A 21407-nucleotide genomic window follows, 5' to 3' on the forward strand; every position below is an offset into this window, starting at 1 on the left:
GCAGGAAGCGCGTGCGGCGATCAGGAGATGCCGAATTCCTTGCCGATGAAGTCGAACAGGTCGTCGTCGGTGGCCTCGTCGAGCTGTTCGGCGACGCCCGCGTCCTCGGCCGGGACCTGCTGGTCGTTCCACCGGGCGAGCAGCGCCTGCAGGCGGTTGGCGACCCGCAGGTGGCCCTCGTCGTCCGCCGCCGTCCCCAGCAGGGAGGCTTCGAGCCGGTCCAGCTCGGCCAGCAGCGGCACCACGGCCTGTGCCGCGTCGGGCACCGCCTCGGCGCGCAGCAGGTCGACCAAGGCCATCGGCGTCGGATAGTCGAAGACCAGGGTGGCCGGCAGCCGCAGACCCGTCACCGCGTTGAGGCGGTTGCGCAGTTCGACGGCGGTCAGCGAATCGAAGCCCAGGTCCTTGAACGCCCGGTCGGCCTCGACGGCCTGCGGCCCGGCGTAGCCGAGCACCGCCGCGACCTCGGCGCAGACCAGCTCCAGCAGCACGCCGTCCAGATCGGCCTCGGCCACGCCCGCGATCCGCTGGGCCAGCGAGGGACCGGTCGCCTCCACGGTGCGCCGGGCGGCGACACCGCGCACCAGGCCGCGCAGCAGCGGCGGCAGCATGCCCGCCTCCGCCTGGGTCCGCAGCCCGGCCAGGTCGAGGTGCACCGGCACCAGGACCGGCTCGCCGGAGCGGGCGGCGGCGTCGAGCAGGGCCAGGCCCTCGGCGGCGGCGAGCGGCAGCACACCACCACGCGCCATCCGCTCGACATCGGCCGAGCCCAACTCACCGGCCATACCGCCGTCTTCGGCCCACAGACCCCAGGCCAGCGAGGTCGCCGGCAGACCGGACGCCTGCCGATGCTGAGCCAGCGCATCCAGGAAGCTGTTCGCCGCCGCGTAGTTACCCTGACCCGGATTACCGAAGACACCGGCAGCGGAGGAGAACAGCACGAACGCCGCGAGATTCTGATCCTTCGTCAACTCATGCAAGTGCCAGGCCGCGTCCACCTTCGGCCGCAACACCGCATCGATCCGCTCCGGGGTCAGCGAGGAGACGATCCCGTCATCCAGCACACCCGCCGAATGCACCACGGCCGTCAACGGATACTCCAGCGAACCGAGCAACTCCGCCAACGCCGCACGGTCGGCGACGTCACAGGCCGCGACCGCCACCTCCGCACCCAACTCCGCGAGTTCGGCCGCCAACTCCTCCACACCACCGGCCGCACGGCCCCGACGCGAGACCAGCAGCAGACGCCGAGCACCGTACTCGCCGACCAGATGACGGGCCACCAGACCACCCAACGACCCGGTCGCACCCGTCAACAGCACCGTGCCCTCAGGATCCAGCACCGGCAACTCGGCCTCGGCCACCACCGGCACCCGAACCAGCCGCGGCGCGAACGCCGCACCAGCCCGCAGCGCCAACTGCGACTCGCCAGAGCCGACGGCGGCAGCGAGGGCGCGCTGCGAGGGCGCCTCCTCATCCAGGTCGACCAGCACGATCCGGCCCGGGTTCTCCGACTGCGCCGAACGCAGCAGACCCAGCACCGCGGCCGACGGCAGGTCGCGGACGTCCTCGCCCGCGGTGGCCGCCACCGCGCCACGCGTCACCAGGACCAGCCGGGAGCCGCCGAACGCCTCCTCGGCCAGCCACTGCTGAACCAGCGCCAGCGCGCGGTGGACCGCCCCGTGGGTGGCCGCCGCGACGTCCGCGGCGGCGGCCGGGAGCACCGGCAGCACCACCGTGTCCGGCAGCAGCTCGCTCAGCGTCGTCAGGTCGTCGAAGCACTCGGCGCCCGCCAACCCGAGGTCGTCGCGGCCGAGCACCGCCACCACACCGAGCGAACCGGCGGCGGGCAGCGCCACGCCCATCCACTCGGAGCGGAACAGCGACTCGTGGCGACCACCGTTGCCTGCCAGTTGCTCGGGCGAGAAGGCCCGCAGCACCAGCGAATCCACCGACGCCACCGGTGCGCCCGACCCGTCCGCCACTTCAAGCGAGACCGAGTCCGCACCGCGCGAGGCGATCCGCACCCGCAACTCCGCCGCACCTGCGGCGAAGAGCGAGACACCCGACCACGCGAACGGCAGCCGGCCCTGGCTCTCCTCGCCGAGCAGTCCGCCCAGGCCGATCGCGTGCAACGTGGCGTCCAGCAGCGCCGGATGCAGACCGAACAGGCCCGCCTCGGCCCGGCTGCCCTCGGGCAACGCCACCTCGGCGAAGATCTCACCGTCGCGCCGCCAGGCCGCCCGCAGGCCCTGGAAGGTCGGGCCGTAGCCGAACCCGGCCATCGCGAACCCGTCGTACAGGCCGTCGACCGGCACCGCCTCCGCACCGGCCGGCGGCCACTGGGTCAGCTCGCCCGGCGCCTGGGCGCCGCCGACCGCCAGTTGGCCCGTCGCGTGCCGGGTCCACGGCTGGTCCGGCTCGGCGTCCTCGGCGCGCGAGTACAGGCTGATGCCGCGCCGACCCGCCTCATCGGGCTCGCCCACCGTCACCTGGACCTGCACCGCGCCCTTGGCCGGCAGCACCAGCGGCGCCTCCAGCGTCAGCTCCTCCACGGTGTCGCAGCCCACCTGGTCCCCGGCCCGCACCGCCAACTCCACGAAGGCGGTACCCGGCAGCAGCACCGTGTCGGCCACCGCGTGGTCGGCCAGCCACGGATGCGTGTCCACCGCGAGCCGGCCCGTGAAGACATGGCTGTCGGCATCCGCGAGCGCCAACGACGCACCCAGCAGCGGGTGATCCGCCGCGCCGAGACCGGCGGAGGCCACATCGCCCACCAGGCCGGAGCGGACCCGCGGCCAGAAGTTCTCCAGCTGGAAGGCGTAGGTCGGCAGGTCGACCCGGCGGGCGCCGGTGCCGGCGAAGACCGCCCGCCAGTCGACCTTGGCACCGCGCACGTGCAACTGGGCGAGCGCGGTGGTGAAGGTCTCCACCTCGGATCGGTCGCGGCGCAGCACCGGCGTGAAAGCGCTTTCCTCGCCGCTCACGCAGTCCTGGCCCATCGCGGTGAGCACCCCGTCCGGGCCCAACTCCAGGAAGCTGCGGACGCCCCCGGCCTCCAGGGTCTGGATCGCGTCGGCGAAGCGCACGGCCTCGCGAACGTGACGCACCCAGTACTCGGGCGAGGTCAGGTCGGCCTGCTGGTCGAGCGTCGAGACGATCGGGATCTGCGGAGCGTTGAAGGTCAACTCGGCTGCGATCGCACGGAATTCGGCCAGCATCGGGTCCATCAGCGGCGAGTGGAACGCGTGGCTGACGGTCAGCCGCTTGGTGCGACGGCCGTCGGCGGCCAGCTTCTCGGCGATCTCCAGCACGGCCTGCTCGTCGCCCGAAATGACGACGGCCGAGGGCCCGTTGACGGCGGCGATACCGGCATCCGCGCGGTCCGCCAGCAGCGGCAGCACCTCGTCCTCGGCCGCCTGGACGGCCACCATCGCGCCACCGGCCGGCAGTTGCTGCATCAGGCGACCGCGCGCGGCGACCAGCCTGGCCGCGTCGGCCAGCGAGAGGACACCCGCGACATGCGCGGCAGCGAGCTCGCCGATCGAGTGGCCCGCGAGGAAGTCCGGGCGGACACCCCAGGATTCGACCAGGCGGAACAGGGCCACCTCGATCGCGAACAGCGCGGGCTGGGTGTAGCCGGTCTGGTCGATCAGCGCGTCGGCGTCCTTGAGCGGCATCGCCAGGTGCTGGTCCAGCTCCGCGCACACGGCGTCGTAGGCCGCCGCGAATGCCGGGAAGGCACTGTACAGCTCCGCGCCCATGCCGGCCCGCTGGCTGCCCTGACCGGTGAACAGGAACGCCGTCCGGCCCGCCGAGCCGGCGCCGCCGACCGCGATCCGCGCCGCCGACTCGCCCCGCGCCAGGGTCGCCAGGCCGCGGCGAAGCTCGTCGCGGTCCTCGCCGAGCACGGTTGCGCGGTGCTCCAGCAGCGTTCGGGTGGTCGCCAGCGAGTAGCCGATGTCCACCGGGTTCAGCTCGGGTTCGGCGTCGAGGCGGGCCAGCAGCCGGGCGGCCTGCCCGCGCAGCGCCGGCGCCGTGCGGCCGGAGAGCAGCAGCGGCACCAGCGGCGGGTGCGCCCCGGCGGCGGGCTGCTCGGTTGCTTCGGTCACCGGCGGCGCCTGCTCAAGGATGATGTGCGCGTTGGTGCCGCTGAACCCGAAGGACGAGACGGCCGCCCGGCGCGGCTCGCCGGTCTGCGGCCAGTCCCGCGCCTCGCTGAGCAGTTCCACCGCGCCGGCCGACCAGTCCACGTGCCGGGACGGCTCGCCGACGTGCAGCGTCTTCGGCAGCACGCCGTTGCGCATCGCCATGACCATCTTCATGATCCCCGCCGCGCCGGCGGCGGCCTGGGTGTGGCCGAGGTTGGACTTGATCGAGCCGAGCCAGAGCGGCTGGTCCTCGGTGTGCTCCCGACCGTAGGTGGCGAGCAGCGCCTGGGCCTCGATCGGGTCGCCCAGCGTGGTGCCGGTGCCGTGCGCCTCGACCGCGTCGACCTGAGCGCCTGTCAGTCCCGCGCTGGAAAGCGCTTGCCGGATCACCCGCTGCTGGGACGGCCCGTTCGGGGCGGTCAGGCCATTGCTGGCACCGTCCTGGTTGACGGCGCTGCCGCGCACGATCGCCAGCACGGGGTGACCAAGGCGGCGGGCGTCGGAGAGCCGCTCCACGAGCAGCATGCCGGCGCCCTCGCCCCAACCGGTGCCGTCCGCGTCGTCCGAGAAGGCCTTGCAGCGCCCGTCGGTCGCAAGTCCCCGCTGGCGGCTGAACTCCACGAAGGTGCCCGGCGTCAGCATCACGGTGACGCCACCGGCCAGCGCCAGCGTCGACTCGCCCGACCGCAGCGACTGGACGGCCAGGTGCAGCGCGACCAGCGAGGAGGAGCAGGCCGTGTCGATGGTCACCGCCGGGCCCTCCAGGCCCAGCGTGTAGGAGACCCGGCCGGACGCGACGCTGGCCGAACTGCCGGTCCCGACCTGGCCCTCCAGCGCCTCCACGGACTGCTGGAGGAGCGCGCCGTAGTCGTTGTACATCACACCGACGTAGACGCCGGTCCGGCTGCCCTTGAGCGTGCTCGGGTCGATGCCCGCCCGCTCGAAGGCCTCCCAGGAGGTCTCAAGGAGCAGCCGCTGCTGCGGGTCCATCGACATCGCCTCACGCGGCGAGATCCCGAAGAAGGCCGGGTCGAACAGGCCCGCCTCGTGCAGGAAGCCGCCCTCGCGGGTGTAGGAGGTGCCCTGGTGATCGGGGTCCGGGTGGTAGAGGTGCTCGGTGTCCCAGCCGCGGTTCTCGGGGAAGAACGAGACGGCGTCGCGGCCACCGGCGACCAGGTCCCACAGGCCCTCGGGGCTGGTCACCCCGCCCGGGAAGCGGCAGGCCATGCCCACGATGGCGATCGGCTCGTCATCGACGGCCGTGGTCACCGCGACCGGCAGCCCGTCATCGGGCAGCGCACCGAGGAGTTCGGCGCGCAGCAGGGCAGCCAGCGCGGTCGGGCTCGGGTAGTCGAAGACCAGGGTGGCCGGCAGCCGCAGGCCGGTCGCGCCGTTGAGGCGGTTGCGCAACTCGACGGCGGTCAGCGAATCGAAGCCCAGGTCCTTGAAGGCCCGGTCGGCCTCGACGGCCTGCGGCCCGGCGTAACCGAGAACGGCCGCCACCTCGGCGCAGACCAGTTCCAGCAGGACGGCCTCGCGGTCGGCCTCGGCCACACCCGCGAGTCGCTGGGTGAGCAGGGAGGCGGCGACACTGCCGGCGCTCTCGACGGCGCGGCGCATCGGCGCCCGGACCAGGCCGCGCAGCAGCGGCGGCAGCATGCCCGCCTCCGCCTGAGCTCGCAGGCCGGTCAAGTCGAGGTTGATCGGCACCAGTAGCGGCTCGCCGGAGCGGGCGGCGGCGTCAAGCAGGGCCAGGCCCTCGGCGGCGACGAGCGGCAGCACGCCACCGCGCGCCATCCGCTCCACGTCAGCCGAGCCCAACTCACCGGCCATACCACCATCTTCGGCCCACAGACCCCAGGCCAGCGAGGTCGCCGGCAGACCGGACGCCTGCCGATGCTGAGCCAGCGCGTCCAGGAAGCTGTTCGCCGCCGCGTAGTTACCCTGACCCGGATTACCGAACACACCGGCAGCGGAGGAGAACAGCACGAAAGCAGCGAGACTCTGATCCTTCGTCAACTCGTGCAGATGCCACGCCGCATCCACCTTCGGCCGCAACACCGCATCGATCCGCTCCGGGGTCAGCGAGGAGACGATCCCGTCATCCAGCACACCCGCCGAATGCACCACGGCCGTCAACGGATACTCCAGCGAACCGAGCAACTCCGCCAACGCGACGCGGTCGGCGACGTCACAGGCCGCGACCGCCACCTCCGCACCCAACTCGGCGAGTTCGGCCGCCAACTCGTCCACGCCACCGGCCGCACGGCCCCGACGCGAGACCAGCAGCAGACGCCGAGCACCGTACTCGCCGACCAGATGCCGGGCCACCAAACCACCCAACGACCCGGTCGCACCCGTCAACAGCACCGTGCCCTCAGGGTCCAGCGCGGGCAGCTCGGCCTCGGCCACCACCGGCACCCGAACCAGCCGCGGCGCGAACGCCGCACCAGCCCGCAGCGCCAACTGCGCCTCGCCAGAGCAGATCGCCGCCGCCAGCACGGCCGCCGAAGCCTCGTCCTCGTCCAGGTCGACCAGCACGATCCGGCCCGGGTTCTCCGACTGCGCCGAACGCAGCAGGCCCACCACGGCGGCCGAGGCCAGGTCCTCGACATCCTCACCGGCATCGGCCGCGACCGCGCCACGGGTCACCACCACGAGCCGGGAGTCGGCGAACGCGTCCTGCGCCAGCCACTCCTGGACGTTCGCCAGCACCCGGTGCACAGCCTGATGGGTGGCCGCAGCGACATCGGCCAGGTCAGCCGGCAGCACCGGCAGCACGATCGTGTCGGGCGCCGCGTCGACCAGCGCGCTCAACTCCGCGAAGCACGCGGCATCCGCGAACCCGAGGCTGTCACCGCCGCGCACCGCCACCGCGCCGAGCGACGCCGCCGACGGCAGCGCCACGCTCGTCCACTCCGGGCGGAACAGCGACTCGTGCCGGCCGGCCCCGCTGCCCGCCAACTGCTCGGGCGAGAAGGCCCGCAGCACCAGCGAATCCACCGAGGCCACCGGCGCGCCCGACCCGTCCGCCACCTCCAGCGAGACCGAGTCCGCACCGCGCGAGGCGATCCGCACCCGCAACTCCGACGCACCGGCAGCGAAGAGCGAGACACCCGACCACGCGAACGGCAGCCGACCCTGACCGGTGTCCGCCACCAGGCCGCCCAGCCCGATCGCGTGCAACGTCGCGTCCAGCAGCGCCGGATGCAGACCGAAGTGACCCGCCTCCGCCCGGTGCTCCTCCGGCAGCGCCACCTCGGCGAACAGCGCGCCGTCCCGCCGCCAGGCCGCCCGCAGCCCCTGGAACGCCGGACCGTAACCGAACCCGGCCGCCGCGAAGTCCGGGTACACCGACTCGACCGACACCGCCTCGGCACCCGTCGGTGGCCACTGCGCGAACTCGAACGAGGCCGCCTGCTCGGCCACCGCCAGCACGCCCGCCGCGTGCCGCGTCCACGGCTCGTCGAACGGCGCGTCCTCGGCGCGCGAGTACAGGCTGACGCTCCGCCGGCCCGACTCGTCAGGCGTGCCGACCCAGAGCTGGACCTGCACACCGCCCTTGGCCGGCAGCACCAGCGGCGCCTCCAGCGTCAGCTCCTCCAGCAGCCCGCAACCCACCTGGTCACCGGCCCGGATCGCCAGCTCCACGAACGCCGTGCCCGGCAGCAGCACGCTGCCCGCCACCGCGTGGTCGGCCAGCCAGGGCTGCGCCTCGACCGCGAGCCGCCCGGTGAACAGGTGCCCGTCGGCGTCCGCGAGCGCGAGCGAAGCACCCAGCAGCGGGTGATCCGCCGACCCGAGACCGGCGGACGCGACGTCACCGACCCAGCCGGTCACCGGCCGGGGCCAGAAGCGCTCGTGCTGGAAAGCGTAGGTCGGCAGCTCGATCCGGCGGGCGCCGGTGCCGGCGAAGACCGCCGGCCAGTCGACCTTGGCGCCGCGCACGTGCAGCTGGGCGAGCGCGGTGGTGAACGTCTGCGCCTCGGCGCGGTCACGGCGCAGCACCGGGGTGAAAGCGCTTTCCTCGGCCGTCACGCACTCCTGCGCGAGGGCCGACAACGTGCCGTCCGGGCCCAACTCCAGGAAGGTGCGCACGCCCTCGCGCTCCAGGGTCACGACCGCGTCGGCGAAGCGGACAGCCTCGCGAACGTGACGCACCCAGTACTCGGGCGAGGTCAGGTCGGCCTGCTGGTCGAGCGTCGAGACGATCGGGATCTGCGGAGCATTGAAGGTCAACTCGGCCGCGATCGCACGGAATTCGGCGAGCATGCCGTCCATCAGCGGCGAGTGGAACGCGTGGCTGACGGTCAGCCGCTTGGTGCGGCGGCCGTCGGCGGCGAGCTGCTCGGCGACTTCAAGGACGGCCTGCTCGGCGCCCGAAATCACCACGGATGTGGGCCCGTTGACGGCGGCGATACCGGCATCCGCACGGTCCGCGAGCAGCGGCAGCACGTCTTCCTCGGCGGCCTGGACGGCCACCATCGCGCCACCGGAGGGCAGTTGCTGCATCAGGCGGCCGCGCGCGGCGACCAGCTTGGCCGCATCGCTCAGTGACAGCACGCCCGCGACGTGCGCGGCGGCCAGCTCACCGATCGAGTGCCCGGCCAGGAAGTCGGGCCGCACACCCCACGACTCCACCAGCCGGAACAGCGCCACCTCGAGCGCGAAGAGCGCCGGCTGCGTGTACCCGGTCTGGTCGATCAACGCGTCGGCGTCCTTCAGCGGCGTCTCCAGCCACCGGTCCAACTCCGCACAGACCGCGTCATACGCCTCGGCGAACACCGGGAAAGCGCTGTACAGCTCGCCACCCATCCCAGCCCGCTGGCTGCCCTGGCCGGTGAACAGGAACGCCGTCCGACCCGCGGATCCCGCGCGCCCGACCACCGCTCGCGCCGACTCACCGCGCGCCAGCGCCGCCAGCGCGCCGCACAGCTCCTCGCGGTCGCCACCGATCACCGCCGCCCGGTACTCGAAGGCGGTCCGGCTGGTCGCCAGCGAGTAGGCGACGTCCGCCACCCGCGCCGCCGGCTCCTCGTCCAGCCGGCCGAGCAGCCGGGTGGCCTGCCCGCGCAGCGCCTCAGCCGTGCGTGCCGACAGCACCCACGGGACCGACGGCAGCACTGCACCGGGCACGGTCGCCTCGGGCTCCGCCGCCGTCTCGACCGCAGGGGCCTGCTCCAGCAGGATGTGGGCGTTGGTGCCGCTGATGCCGAAGGAGGAGACGGCCGACCGGCGCGGCTCGCCGGTCTGCGGCCAGTCCCGCGCCTCGCTCAGCAGCTCCACCGCACCCGCCGACCAGTCCACATGGCTTGACGGCTCGGAGACGTGCAGCGTCTTCGGCAGCACGCCGTGCCGCATCGCCATGACCATCTTGATCACACCGGCGGCGCCGGCGGCGGCCTGCGTGTGGCCCAGGTTGGACTTCACCGAGCCGAGCCAGAGCGGCTGGTCCTCGGTGTGCTCCCGACCGTAGGTGGCGAGCAGTGCCTGGGCCTCGATCGGGTCGCCGAGCCTGGTGCCGGTGCCGTGCGCCTCCACCGCGTCGACCTGACTGGCCGTCAGTCCCGCGTTGGAGAGCGCTTGCCGGATCACCCGCTGCTGGGACGGCCCGTTCGGGGCGGTCAGGCCATTGCTGGCACCGTCCTGGTTGACGGCGCTGCCGCGCACGATGGCCAGGACCTGGTGCCCGTTGCGCCGAGCGTCGGAGAGCCGCTCGACCAGCAGCAGGCCGACGCCCTCGCCCCAGCCCGTGCCGTCCGCGTCCTCCGAGAACGCCTTGCAGCGCCCGTCCACCGACAGCCCGCGCTGGCGGCTGAACTCCACGAAGGTGCCCGGCGTCAGCATCACGGTGACACCACCGGCCAGCGCCAGCGTCGACTCGCCCGACCGCAGCGACTGGCAGGCCAGGTGCAGCGCGACCAGCGAGGAGGAGCACGCGGTGTCGATGGTCACCGCCGGGCCCTCCAGGCCCAGCGTGTAGGAGACCCGGCCCGAGGCGACACTGCCGGTCGAGCCGGTGCCGACCTGGCCCTCCAGGCCCTCGATCGACTGCTGGAGCACGACGCCGTAGTCGTTGTACATCACACCGACGTAGACGCCGGTCCGGCTGCCCTTGAGCGTGCTCGGGTCGATGCCGGCCCGCTCGAATGCCTCCCAGGAGGTCTCCAGCAGCAGCCGCTGCTGCGGGTCGATCGACATCGCCTCGCGCGGCGAGATCCCGAAGAACGCCGGGTCGAACGCCCCCGCGCCGTGCAGGAATCCGCCCTCGCGGGCGTAGGTGGTGCCCTGGTGGTCCGGGTCCGGGTGGTAGAGGCTCTCGGTGTCCCAGCCCCGGTCCTCGGGGAAGAACGAGACGGCGTCACGTCCACCGGCGACCAGATCCCACAGGCCCTCGGGCGTGGTGACCCCGCCGGGGAAGCGGCAAGCCATGCCCACGATGGCGATCGGCTCGTCATCGACAGCCGTGGTCACCGCGACCGGCAACCCGTCACCGGGCAGCGCGCCCAGCAGCTCGGTACCCAGCATGGCGGCCAGCGCGGTCGGGCTCGGGTAGTCGAAGACCAGGGTGGCCGGCAGCCGCAGGCCGGTCGCGCCGTTGAGGCGGTTGCGCAGTTCGACGGCGGTCAGCGAGTCGAAGCCGAGCTCCTTGAAGGCCCGGGCGGCGTCGACCGTCGCGTGGCTCGGGTAGCCGAGCACCGCCGCGACCTCGGCGCAGACCAGATCCAGCAGGACGGTCTCACGCTCGGCGACGGGCAGCGCCACCAGCCGCTGGGCCAGCGCCGACCCGGCGGCGCCGGTGGCGCCGCCCGAGGTCTGGGCCAGGCGCCGCACCGGCACCCGCACCAGGCCGCGCAGCAGCGGGGGCAGCAGGCCGACGCCGGCCTGGGCCCGCAGGCTCGCGAGGTCGAGCTGGACCGGGACGAGCACGGGATCGGGCGACTGGACGGCCACGTCGAAGAGCAGCAGCCCGTCCTCGGCGGTCAAGGCGGTGACACCGCCGCGCGCCATCCGCTCCACGTCGGAGCGGACCAGGGCGGCAGCCATCCCGCCGTCCTCGGCCCACAGGCCCCAGGCGAGCGAGGTGGCCGGCAGGCCGGCGGCCTGGCGGTGCTCGGCGAGCGCGTCCAGGAAGCTGTTCGCCGCCGCGTAGTTGCCCTGACCGGCCGCACCGAACACACCGGCGGCGGAGGAGAAGAGCACGAAGGCGGCGAGATTCTGATCCTTCGTCAACTCGTGCAGATACCAGGCCGCATCCACCTTCGGGCGCAGCACCGCATCGATGCGCTCCGGGGTGAGAGACGAGATCACACCGTCGTCCAGCACACCGGCGGTGTGCACCACGGCGGTCAGCGGGTACTCAAGTCCGGTGCCGAGCAGGGCGGCCAGCGCCTCGCGGTCGGCCACGTCGCAGGCGGCGAAGCGGACCGAGGCGCCCAGCTCGATCAGCTCGGCGGCCAACTCCGCTGCACCCTCGGCTGCTTCACCGCGACGCGAGACCAGCAGCAGGTGGCGCGCGCCGTACTCGGTGACCAGGTGCCGGGCGAAGAGACCACCCAGCGTGCCGGTGGCACCGGTCAGCAGCACCGTGCCCTCGGGGTCCAGCGCCGGCGCCGTCGCCTCGGCAGCCGCCACGACCCGCGCCAGGCGCGGGGCGAAAGCCGCACCCGCGCGCAGCGCCAGCTGCGGCTCGCCCGACTCGACAGCGGCGGGCAGGGCGAGCAGCGAAGCAGCGTCCTCGTCCAGGTCGACCAGGGTGATCCGGCCCGGGTTCTCCGACTGCGCCGAGCGCAGCAGGCCCAGGGCAGCGGCCGAGGCCAGGTCGTGCACGTCCGCACCGGGTGCGGCGGCCACCGCGCCACGGGTCACCACGACCAGCCGAGAGTCGGCGAACGCCTCCTCGGCCAGCCACTGCTGAACCAGCGCCAGCGCGCGATGGACGGCCTCATGGGTGGCGGCGACCACGTCCGGACCGGCAAGCGGTAGCACCGGAAGCACGATCGTGTCGGGCACCGCCTCGACCAGCGCACCCAACTCGTCGACGCACACGGCCTCCGCGAACCCGAAGCCGTCGTCACCGAGCACCGCCACCACGCCGAGCGGACCGGCCGAGGGCAACGCCACCTCGGACCACTCGGCGCGGAACAGCGACTCGTGCCGACCGGCCCCGCTGCCCGCCAACTGCTCGACCGAGAACGGCCGCAGCACCAGCGAGTCCACCAGGGCCACCGGCGCACCCGTGCCGTCGGCCACCGCCAGCGAGACCGCGTCCGCACCGGCCGCCGACAGGCGCACCCGCAACTCGGCCGCACCGGCAGCGAAGAGCGAGACACCCGACCAGGCGAACGGCAGCCGGCCCTGACCGGTGTCCGCCACCAGCCCGCCCAGGCCGATCGCGTGCAGCGCGGCGTCCAGCAACGCCGGGTGCAGCCCGAACCCGGCGGCGGCCTCGACGGCCTGCTCCGGCAGCGCCACCTCGGCGAACAGCTCGCCGCCGCGTCGCCAGGCCGCCCGCAGTCCCTGGAAGACCGGGCCGTAGCCGAACGCGGCTGCCTCGAAGGCCGGGTAGACCGACTCGACGGACACCGCCTCGGCACCGGTCGGCGGCCACTGGGTCAGCTCGAACGACGCCGCCCGCTCACCCACGGCCAGCAGACCGGTCGCGTGCCGGGTCCACGGCTCGCCCGGGTCGACGTCTTCCAACCGGGAGTAGACGGAGAGTTGACGCCGGCCCGCCTCGTCAGGGCCGCCCACCGCGACCTGGACCTGGACGCCACCGCGCTCGGGGAGCACCAGCGGCGCCTCCAGCGTCAGCTCCTCCACCAGGTCACAGCCGAGCTGGTCGCCGGCCCGGATCGCCAGCTCGACGAAGGCCGTGCCCGGCAGCAGGACGACCTCGCCGACGGCGTGGTCGGCGAGCCACGGGTGGGTGTCGACCGCGAGCCGGCCGGTGAAGAGCAGCCCGTCGGCGTCGGCCAGGCCGACGAAGGCGCCCAGCAGCGGGTGGTCCGCCAGGTCGAGGCCGAGCAGCGCGACCGCCGCCTCGCCCACCAGGACCGGCGGGGCCTCCAGCCAGTAACGCTCGTACTGGAACGCGTAGGTGGGCAGCTCAACCTGCTGGGCGCCGAGTCCGGCGAAGACGGCCGGCCAGTCGAGCTTGACGCCGCGCACCTGCAGCCGGGCCAGGCCGGTGGTGAAGGTCTCCGCCTCGGCGCGGTCGCGGCGCAGTACCGGGGTGAAAGCGGTTTCCTCGGTGGTCACGCACTCCTGCGCGAGAGCGGACAGCGTGCCGTCCGGGCCCAGCTCGAGGAAGGTGCGGACGCCCTCGCGCTCCAGGGTCACGACCGCGTCGGCGAAGCGCACGGCCTCGCGGACGTGACGCACCCAGTACTCGGGGGACGTCAGGTCAGCGGACTGGTCGAGCGTCGAGACGATCGGGATCCGGGGCTCGTGGAAGGTCAACTCCGAGGCGATGGACCGGAACTCGGCGAGCATCGGGTCCATCAACGGCGAGTGGAACGCATGGCTGACCGTGAGCCGCTTCGTCTTGCGGCCCTCGGCCGCCAGCTGCTCCGCAACCTCCAGCACGGCCTGCTCGTCGCCCGAAATCACCACGGCCGACGGCCCGTTGACGGCGGCGATACCGATATCCACGCGGTCCGCCAGCAGCGGCAGCACCTCGTCCTCGGCCGCCTGCACGGCCACCATCGCGCCACCGGACGGCAGCTCCTGCATCAGACGCCCGCGCGCGACGACCAACTTGGCCGCATCCGCCAGCGAGAACACACCCGCCACATGCGCGGCCGCCAACTCACCGATCGAGTGGCCCGCGAGGAAGTCAGGCCGCACACCCCACGACTCCACCAGCCGGAACAGCGCCACCTCAAGCGCGAACAGCGCCGGCTGCGTGTACCCGGTCTGGTCGATCAACGCCGCAGCGTCCTTCAGCGGCGTCTCCAGGTGCTGGTCCAACTCCGCACACACGGCGTCATACGCAGCCGCGAACACCGGGAAAGCGCTGTACAGCTCGCCACCCATCCCGGCCCGCTGGCTGCCCTGACCGGTGAAGAGAAACGCCGTCCGACCCGCCGACCCAGCCGTCCCCAGCACCACGCGCGACGCCGGCTCGCCTGTCGCGAGGGCGGCCAACTCCGCTTCGAGCAGCTCGCGTTCGGCGACCGGCAGGACCGCGCGGTGCTCGAAGGCGGTGCGCGTGGTGGCCAGCGAGAAGGCGACGTCGAGCAGCGTGCACGAAGGCCGCTCCCGCAGGTGCTCGCGCAGGCGCTCGGCCTGCGCCCGCAGCGCCTCGGGGCTCTTCGCGGACAGCAGCACGGGCAGCACCCGCGACGGCTGCACCGACGGCTGCGCCACCGCCTTGGGGTCAGTCCCGCGCAGTGCCGGCGGCTCCTCGATGATGGCGTGCGCGTTGGTGCCGCTGATGCCGAACGACGAGACGCCGGCCCGGCGCGGTCGATCGGCCTTCGGCCACTCCCGCGCCTCGGTCAGCAGCTCCACGGCGCCCGCCGCCCAGTCCACGTGCGTGGACGGCTCGCCGACGTGCAGCGTCTGCGGCAGCGTGTCGTGCCGCATCGCCATGATGACCTTGATGATGCCGGCGACCCCGGCCGCCGCCTGGGTGTGGCCGAGGTTGGACTTCACCGAGCCGAGCCAGAGCGGCTGGTCCTCGGTGTGCTCCTGGCCGTAGGTGGCGAGCAGCGCCTGCGCCTCGATCGGGTCGCCCAGCGTGGTGCCGGTGCCGTGCGCCTCGACCAGGTCGATCTGATCCCCGGTCAGTCCCGCACTGGAGAGCGCTTGCCGGATCACCCGTTGCTGCGACGGCCCGTTGGGGGCGGTCAGACCGTTCGAAGCGCCGTCCTGGTTGATCGCCGAGCCGCGCACGATGGCCAGCACCGGGTGCCCGAGGCGCTGCGCGTCGGAGAGCCGCTCCACCAGCAGCATGCCCGCGCCCTCGGCCCAGCCGGTGCCGTCCGCGTCGTCCGAGAACGACTTGCAGCGCCCGTCGCGGGCCAGGCCGCGCTGGCGGCTGAAGTCGACGAAGGTGTCGGGCTTGGCCATCACGGTCGCGCCGCCGGCCAGCGCCATGGTGCACTCGCCGGTGCGCAGCGCCTGGATCGCCCAGTGCAGCGCGACCAGCGAGGAGGAGCAGGCCGTGTCGACGGTGACCGCCGGACCCTCCAGGCCCAGCACGTAGGAGACCCGGCCCGAGGCGATGCTGCCCGAGTTCCCGGTGCCGAGATACCCCTCGACGCCCGGCGGAATGGCGGGCAGCCGCGTGATGTAGTCGTGGTACATGATGCCGGCGAACACCCCGGTCCGGCTGCCCCGCACCGTGTCCAGGTCGATGCCGGCGCGCTCGAAGGCCTCCCAGGAGGTCTCGAGCAGCAGCCGCTGCTGCGGGTCCATCGCCAGCGCCTCACGCGGCGAGATGCCGAAGAACGCCGGGTCGAACTCGCTGGCGTTGTGCAGGAAGCCGCCCTCGCTGGTGTACGAGGTACCGGGGTGGTCGGGGTCCGGGTGGTAGAGGTTCTCGACGTCCCAGCCGCGGTCGGTGGGGAAGGGCGAGATGCCGTCGACCCCGGCCGCGATCATCCGCCACAGGTCCTCGGGCGAGCGCACGCCGCCCGGGTAGCGGCAGGCCATGCCGACGATGGCGATCGGGTCGTCGGACGCTGCCACCAGGGTGGGCGCCGTGTCGGTGGCGGCCTCGCTCAGGCCCAGCGCCTCGGTGTGCAGGTAGCCGGCCAGCGCGACGGGCGTCGGGTAGTCGAAGACGACGGTTGCCGGCAGCCGGACACCGGCCGCCGCGTTCAGGCGGTTGCGCAGTTCGACCGAGGTCAGCGAGTCGAAGCCGATCTCGCGGAAGGCCTTGGCCGGATCGACGGTGTGGGCGCCCGCGTGGCCCAGTACCAGGGCGACCTGGGTGCGGACCAGTTCGACCAGGGCGCGCTGCTGCTCGTCCTCGGTGAGGGCGAGCAGGCGCTGCACCAGCGAGGCGTCCCCGGTCGCACCGGCGGCGACCGCCCGGCGCACGGGGGTGCGGACCAGGCCGGTGAGGACGGCGGCCAGCCGGCCGGTCCTGGCCTGCTGGCGCAGTCCGGCCTGGTCGAGCCGGATCGGCACCAACGTGGCGGCCGGCTGCGCGATGGCCGCGTCGAACAGGGCCAGGCCCAGCTCGGCGGTGAGCGGGGCGACGCCGCCCCGGGTCATCCGCTCGATGTCGGCCTCGTCCAGGGTGCCGGCCATGCCGCCGGCCCACAGGCCCCAGGCGAGCGAGGTGGCCGCGAGGCCGGTCGCTCGACGGTGCTCGGCGAGCGCGTCCAGGTAGGCGTTGGCGGCGGCGTAGTTGCCCTGGCCCGCGGCGCCGAGGACGCCGGAGGCGGAGGAGAAGAGTACGAAGGCGGCCAGGTTCTGATCCTGCGTCAGCTCGTGCAGATGCCAGGCCGCGTCCACCTTCGGCCGCAACACCGCATCGATCCGCGACGGGGTGAGCGAGGTGACGATGCCGTCGTCCAGCACACCGGCCGTGTGCACCACGGCAGTCAGCGGGTGCTCCAACGACCGGAGCAACTCGGCCAGCGCCTCGCGGTCGGCCACGTCGCAGGCGGCGAACCGGACGGAGGCGCCCAGCTCGATCAGCTCGGCGGCCAACTCGCTTGCACCATCAGCCGTTTCACCGCGACGCGAGACCAGCAGCAGGTGCCGCGCACCGTACGCGGTGACCAGGTGCCGGGCGAAGAGACCACCCAGCGTGCCGGTGGCGCCGGTGATCAGGACGGTGCCCTCGGGGTCCAGCTCGACCGGCGCCGCCTCGGCGGCGGCGGGCACCCTGGCCAGTCGCGGCGCGAGGGCCGCACCCGCGCGCAGCGCCAGCTGCGGCTCGCCCAAATCGGCGGCAGCGTCGAGCGCGCGCAGCGAAGCCGGGTCCTCGTCCAGGTCGAGCAGCGTGATCCGGCCCGGGTTCTCCGACTGGGCGGAGCGCACCAGGCCGAGGACGGCGGCCGCGGCCAGATCGCGGACCTCCTCGTCGGCGGCCGCGGCCACCGCGCCACGCGTCACCACCACCAGCCGGGAGGCGGCGAACGCGTCCTCGGCCAGCCACTGCTGGAGCTGTGCCAGCGCCTCGTGGACGGCGGTGCGCACCGCGCTCGCCGAGCGCTCGGCGCCGTCGCTGGTGCCGCCGCCGGTGCCGAGCGGCAGGCAGAGGGTGGCGGGCGCGTGCTCGTCGGTGTCCAGGCGCGCCGCCAGGGCGGCCAGGCTCGGCGGGGTGTCGACGCCGTGGCCGGCGGTCAGCAGGCCGGCGGCCAGGCCGAGCCGGTCGGCGCCGATGACGGTGTGCCGCTCGGCGGGCGCGTCGGTGCGCTCGGGCAGCGCGAGCGGGGTCCAGCTCAGGCCGAACAGCGCGTCGGCGAGGGCGGCCGCGCGGCGGTCGGCCTCCTGGAGGTGCTCCGGGACCAGCGGCCGCAGGATCAGGCTCTCCACGGTGGAGACCAGCGCGCCGGCCGGATCCACGGCGGTCAGCGAAACCGCGTCCGGGCCCGCCGGGACGATCCGCACCCGCAGCGTGGCGGCGCCGACGGCGTGCAGCGCGACGCCGGTCCAGGAGAACGGCAGCCGGCCCTGGGCGGGCCCGGCCGCGTCGGCGCCGCTGAGGGCGACCGCGTGCAGGGCGGCGTCGAGCAGCGCGGGGTGCAGGCCGAAGCCGGCCGCGTCCGCGACGGCGCCCGCCGGCAGGGCGACCTCGGCGAAGACCTCCTCGCCGCGCACCCAGGCCGCGCCCAGGCCCTGGAAGGTCGGGCCGTAGCCGAAGTCGGCCTCGGCCAGCGCCTGGTAGAAACCGTCGAGCTCGACCGGGCGGGCCTCGGCGGGCGGCCAGACGGCCGGGTCGAAGCCGGCTTCGGGAGCCGCGCCGCCGGCGCCCAGCAGGCCTTCGGCGTGCCGGGTCCACGGCTCGTCGTCCTCGGCGTCCTCCGGGCGGGAGTAGACGGTCAGCGGGCGCAGGCCTGCCGGATCGGCCTGGCCGACCCACAACTGCACCTGGATGCCGCCCTGTTGGGGCAGTACCAGCGGTGCCTGAAGGGTCAGCTCCTCCAGCCGGTCGCAGCCGACGTAGTCGCCGGCCCGGATCGCCAGCTCGACGAAGGCGGTGCCGGGCAGCAGCACGGTGCCGGCCACCGCGTGGTCGGCCAGCCAGGGGTGGGTGGCGCAGGACAGCCGCCCGGAGAAGAAGAAGCCGTCGCTGTCGGCGAGCGCCACCGCCGCGCCGAGCAGCGGGTGTTCGGCCGAGCCGAGGCCGATCGCGCGCGCGTCGGCCGGCAGCGGGGCCGACCGGTCGATCCAGTACTCCTCGTGCTGGAAGGCGTAGGTGGGCAGCGCGACGCGCTGGGCGCCGCGGCCCGCGAAGACGGCCGGCCAGTCGAGCTTGACGCCGCGCACGTGCAGCCGGGCAAGGCCGGCGGTGAACGCCTCGGCCTCGGGACGGTCGCGGCGCAGCACGGGGGCGAGGACGGCGTCCTTGGTGACGCACTCCTGGGCCAGCGCGGTCAGGGTGCCGTCGGGGCCCAGCTCCAGGAAGGTGCGGGCGCCCTCCTGCTCCAGGCTCCGCACCGCGTCCTGGAAGCGGACGGCCTCGCGGACGTGGCGCACCCAGTAGTCCGGCGAGCCCAACTCCTCGGCGGTGGCGAGCCGGCCGGTGAGGGTGGAGACGATCGGGATGCGCGGCGCGGCGTAGCTCAGCCGCTCGGCGACGGCCCGGAAGGTGTCCAGCATGCCGCTCATCAGCGGCGAGTGGAAGGCGTGGCTCACCGTCAGGCGCCTGGTCTTGTGCCCCTGGGCGGCCAGTTGCTCGGCGATCTCCTGGACGGCCTGCTCGGCACCCGAAATGACCACGGACGAAGGCCCGTTGACGGCGGCGATGGCGACGTCCGAGCGGCCTGCGAGCAGCGGCAGCACCTCGTCCTCGGCGGCCTGCACAGCCACCATCGCCCCACCGGCGGGCAGTTGCTGCATCAGCCGGCCGCGCGCCGCGACCAGTGCGGCGGCGTGGCCGAGCGAGAGCACCCCGGCGACGTGCGCGGCGGCCAGCTCACCGATCGAGTGCCCGGCGAGGAAGTCGGGCCGCACACCCCAGGATTCGACCAGGCGGAACAGCGCCACCTCGATCGCGAAGAGCGCGGGCTGGGTGTAGGCGGTCTGGTGGATCAGCTCGGCGTCGGCGACCGCCTCCTTGAGCGGCCGGTCCAGGTAGCGGTCCAGCTCGGCGCAGACCGCGTCGTAGGCCTCGGCGAACACCGGGAAGGCGTCCGACAGTTCGGCGCCCATCCCGGCTCGCTGGCTGCCCTGTCCGGCGAACAGGAAGGCCACCCGGCCGACCGGGCCCGTGCTGCCCTGCTGCGTGCCGGCGGCCGGCTCGCTGCCCGCCAGCGCCGCCAGTGCCCGGCGCAGTTCGGCCCGCTCCCCGCCGACCACGACGGCCCGGTGCTCGAAGGCGGCCCGGGAGGTGGCCAGCGAGAAGGCCAGGTCGACCGGGTTCAGCTCGGGTTCGGCGTCCAGCCGCTCCAGCAGCCGCTCGGCCTGCTCGGCCAGCGCCCGCTCGGTGCGGCCCGACAGCGCCCACGGCACCACCGGCGTGCGCACGGTCACCGCGGGCTGCTCGGCGGCCGCCTCGGGCTCCGGCGCCTGCTCGATGATGGCGTGCGCGTTGGTGCCGCTGAAGCCGAAGGAGGAGACGCCGGCCCGGCGCGGCTCGTCACCCTGCGGCCAGTCCTGCGCCGCGGCGAGCAGCCGCACGGCGCCCGCCGTCCAGTCGACCACCGGCGAGGGCTGCTCGGCGTAGAGGGTGCGCGGCAGCACGCCGTGGCGCATCGCCTCGACCATCTTGATCACGCCGGCCACGCCGGCGGCGGCCTGGGTGTGGTTGATGTTGGACTTGATCGAGCCGAGCCACAGCGGGCGGTCCTCGGGCCGGTCCTGGCCGTAGGTGGCGAGCAGCGCCTGGGCCTCGATCGGGTCACCGAGCGAGGTGCCGGTGCCGTGCGCCTCGACCGCGTCGACCTGCTGGGCCGTCAGCCGGGCGTCCTCCAGGGCCTGGCGGATCACCCGTTGCTGCGAGGGGCCGCTGGGGGCGGTCAGGCCGTTGCTGGCACCGTCCTGGTTGACCGCGGTGCCGCGCACGATGGCCAGCACCGGATGGCCGTTGCGCCGCGCGTCGGCGAGCCGCTCGACGAGCAGCATGCCGACGCCCTCGCCCCAGCCGGTGCCGTCGGCGCCGGCCGAGAACGCCTTGCAGCGGCCGTCGGCGGCCAGGCCCCGCTGGCGGCTGAAGTCGATGAACGCGTCGGGCGTGGACATCACGGTGACGCCACCGGCCAGCGCCAGCGTCGACTCCCCGCGGCGCAGCGACTGCACGGCCAGGTGCAGGGCAACCAGCGAGGAGGAGCAGGCGGTGTCGATGGTCAGCGCCGGGCCCTCCAGGCCCAGCGCGTAGGCGACCCGGCCCGAGGCGATGCTGGCCGAGCTGCCGGTGCCCAGAAACGCCTCGACGCCCTCCGGCACGGCGTGCAGGCGGGCGGCGTAGTTGTGGTAGATGACGCCGGCGAAGACGCCGGTCCGGCTGCCGCGCAGGGTGCCCGGGTCGATGCCGGCCCGCTCGAAGGCCTCCCATGAGGTCTCGAGCAGCAGCCGCTGCTGCGGGTCCATCGCCATCGCCTCGCGCGGCGAGATGCCGAAGAACTCCGGGTCGAACTCGGTGGCCCGGTGCAGGAAGCCGCCCTCGTTGATGTACGAGGTGCCCGGGTGCTCGGGGTCCGGGTGGTAGATGGTCTCGACGTCCCAGCCGCGGTTGACGGGGAACGCGTCGACGGCGTCACGGCCCTCGCTGACCAGCTGCCACAGCTCCTCGGGGGTGCCGACGTCGCCGGGGAAGCGGCAGGCCATGCCGATGATCGCGATCGGCTCGTGGTCGGCGCTCTCCACCTCCTGGAGGCGCTGGCGGGTCTGCGCCAGATCGGCGGTCACCCACTTGAGGTAGTCACGCAGCGTCTCTTCATTCGCCATCTAATTGCCCACCTCTTCAACGCATCCAGTCGGCTCACGTCGCGCTTCGACGGATTTCACCGGCAGGAATTCGCAGCCATGACCCCGACGGCATGCAGCGGCCGCCGGATTCCTCGGCGGCCTTCGGCACCGGGCGTTTTCGCCCAGCTCACCCATTGCATTTCGCTATCGCGATGATGGTTG

General features: G+C 73.8%; 1 protein-coding gene. It reads right to left on the reverse strand.

All coding sequences use genetic code 11. The annotated features are described in order from the left end of the window. Window positions 1-20: 20 nt before the first annotated feature. Window positions 21-21224 carry an SDR family NAD(P)-dependent oxidoreductase gene (locus ABH937_RS00580; protein WP_370216739.1) on the reverse strand — a complete coding sequence of 7068 codons (21204 nt, stop codon included), beginning with the start codon at window positions 21222-21224 and terminating at the stop codon, window positions 21-23. Window positions 21225-21407: the final 183 nt, after the last annotated feature.

The sequence above is a fragment of the Kitasatospora sp. GAS1066B genome (genome assembly GCF_041262605.1).
GTDB lineage: Bacteria > Actinomycetota > Actinomycetes > Streptomycetales > Streptomycetaceae > Kitasatospora.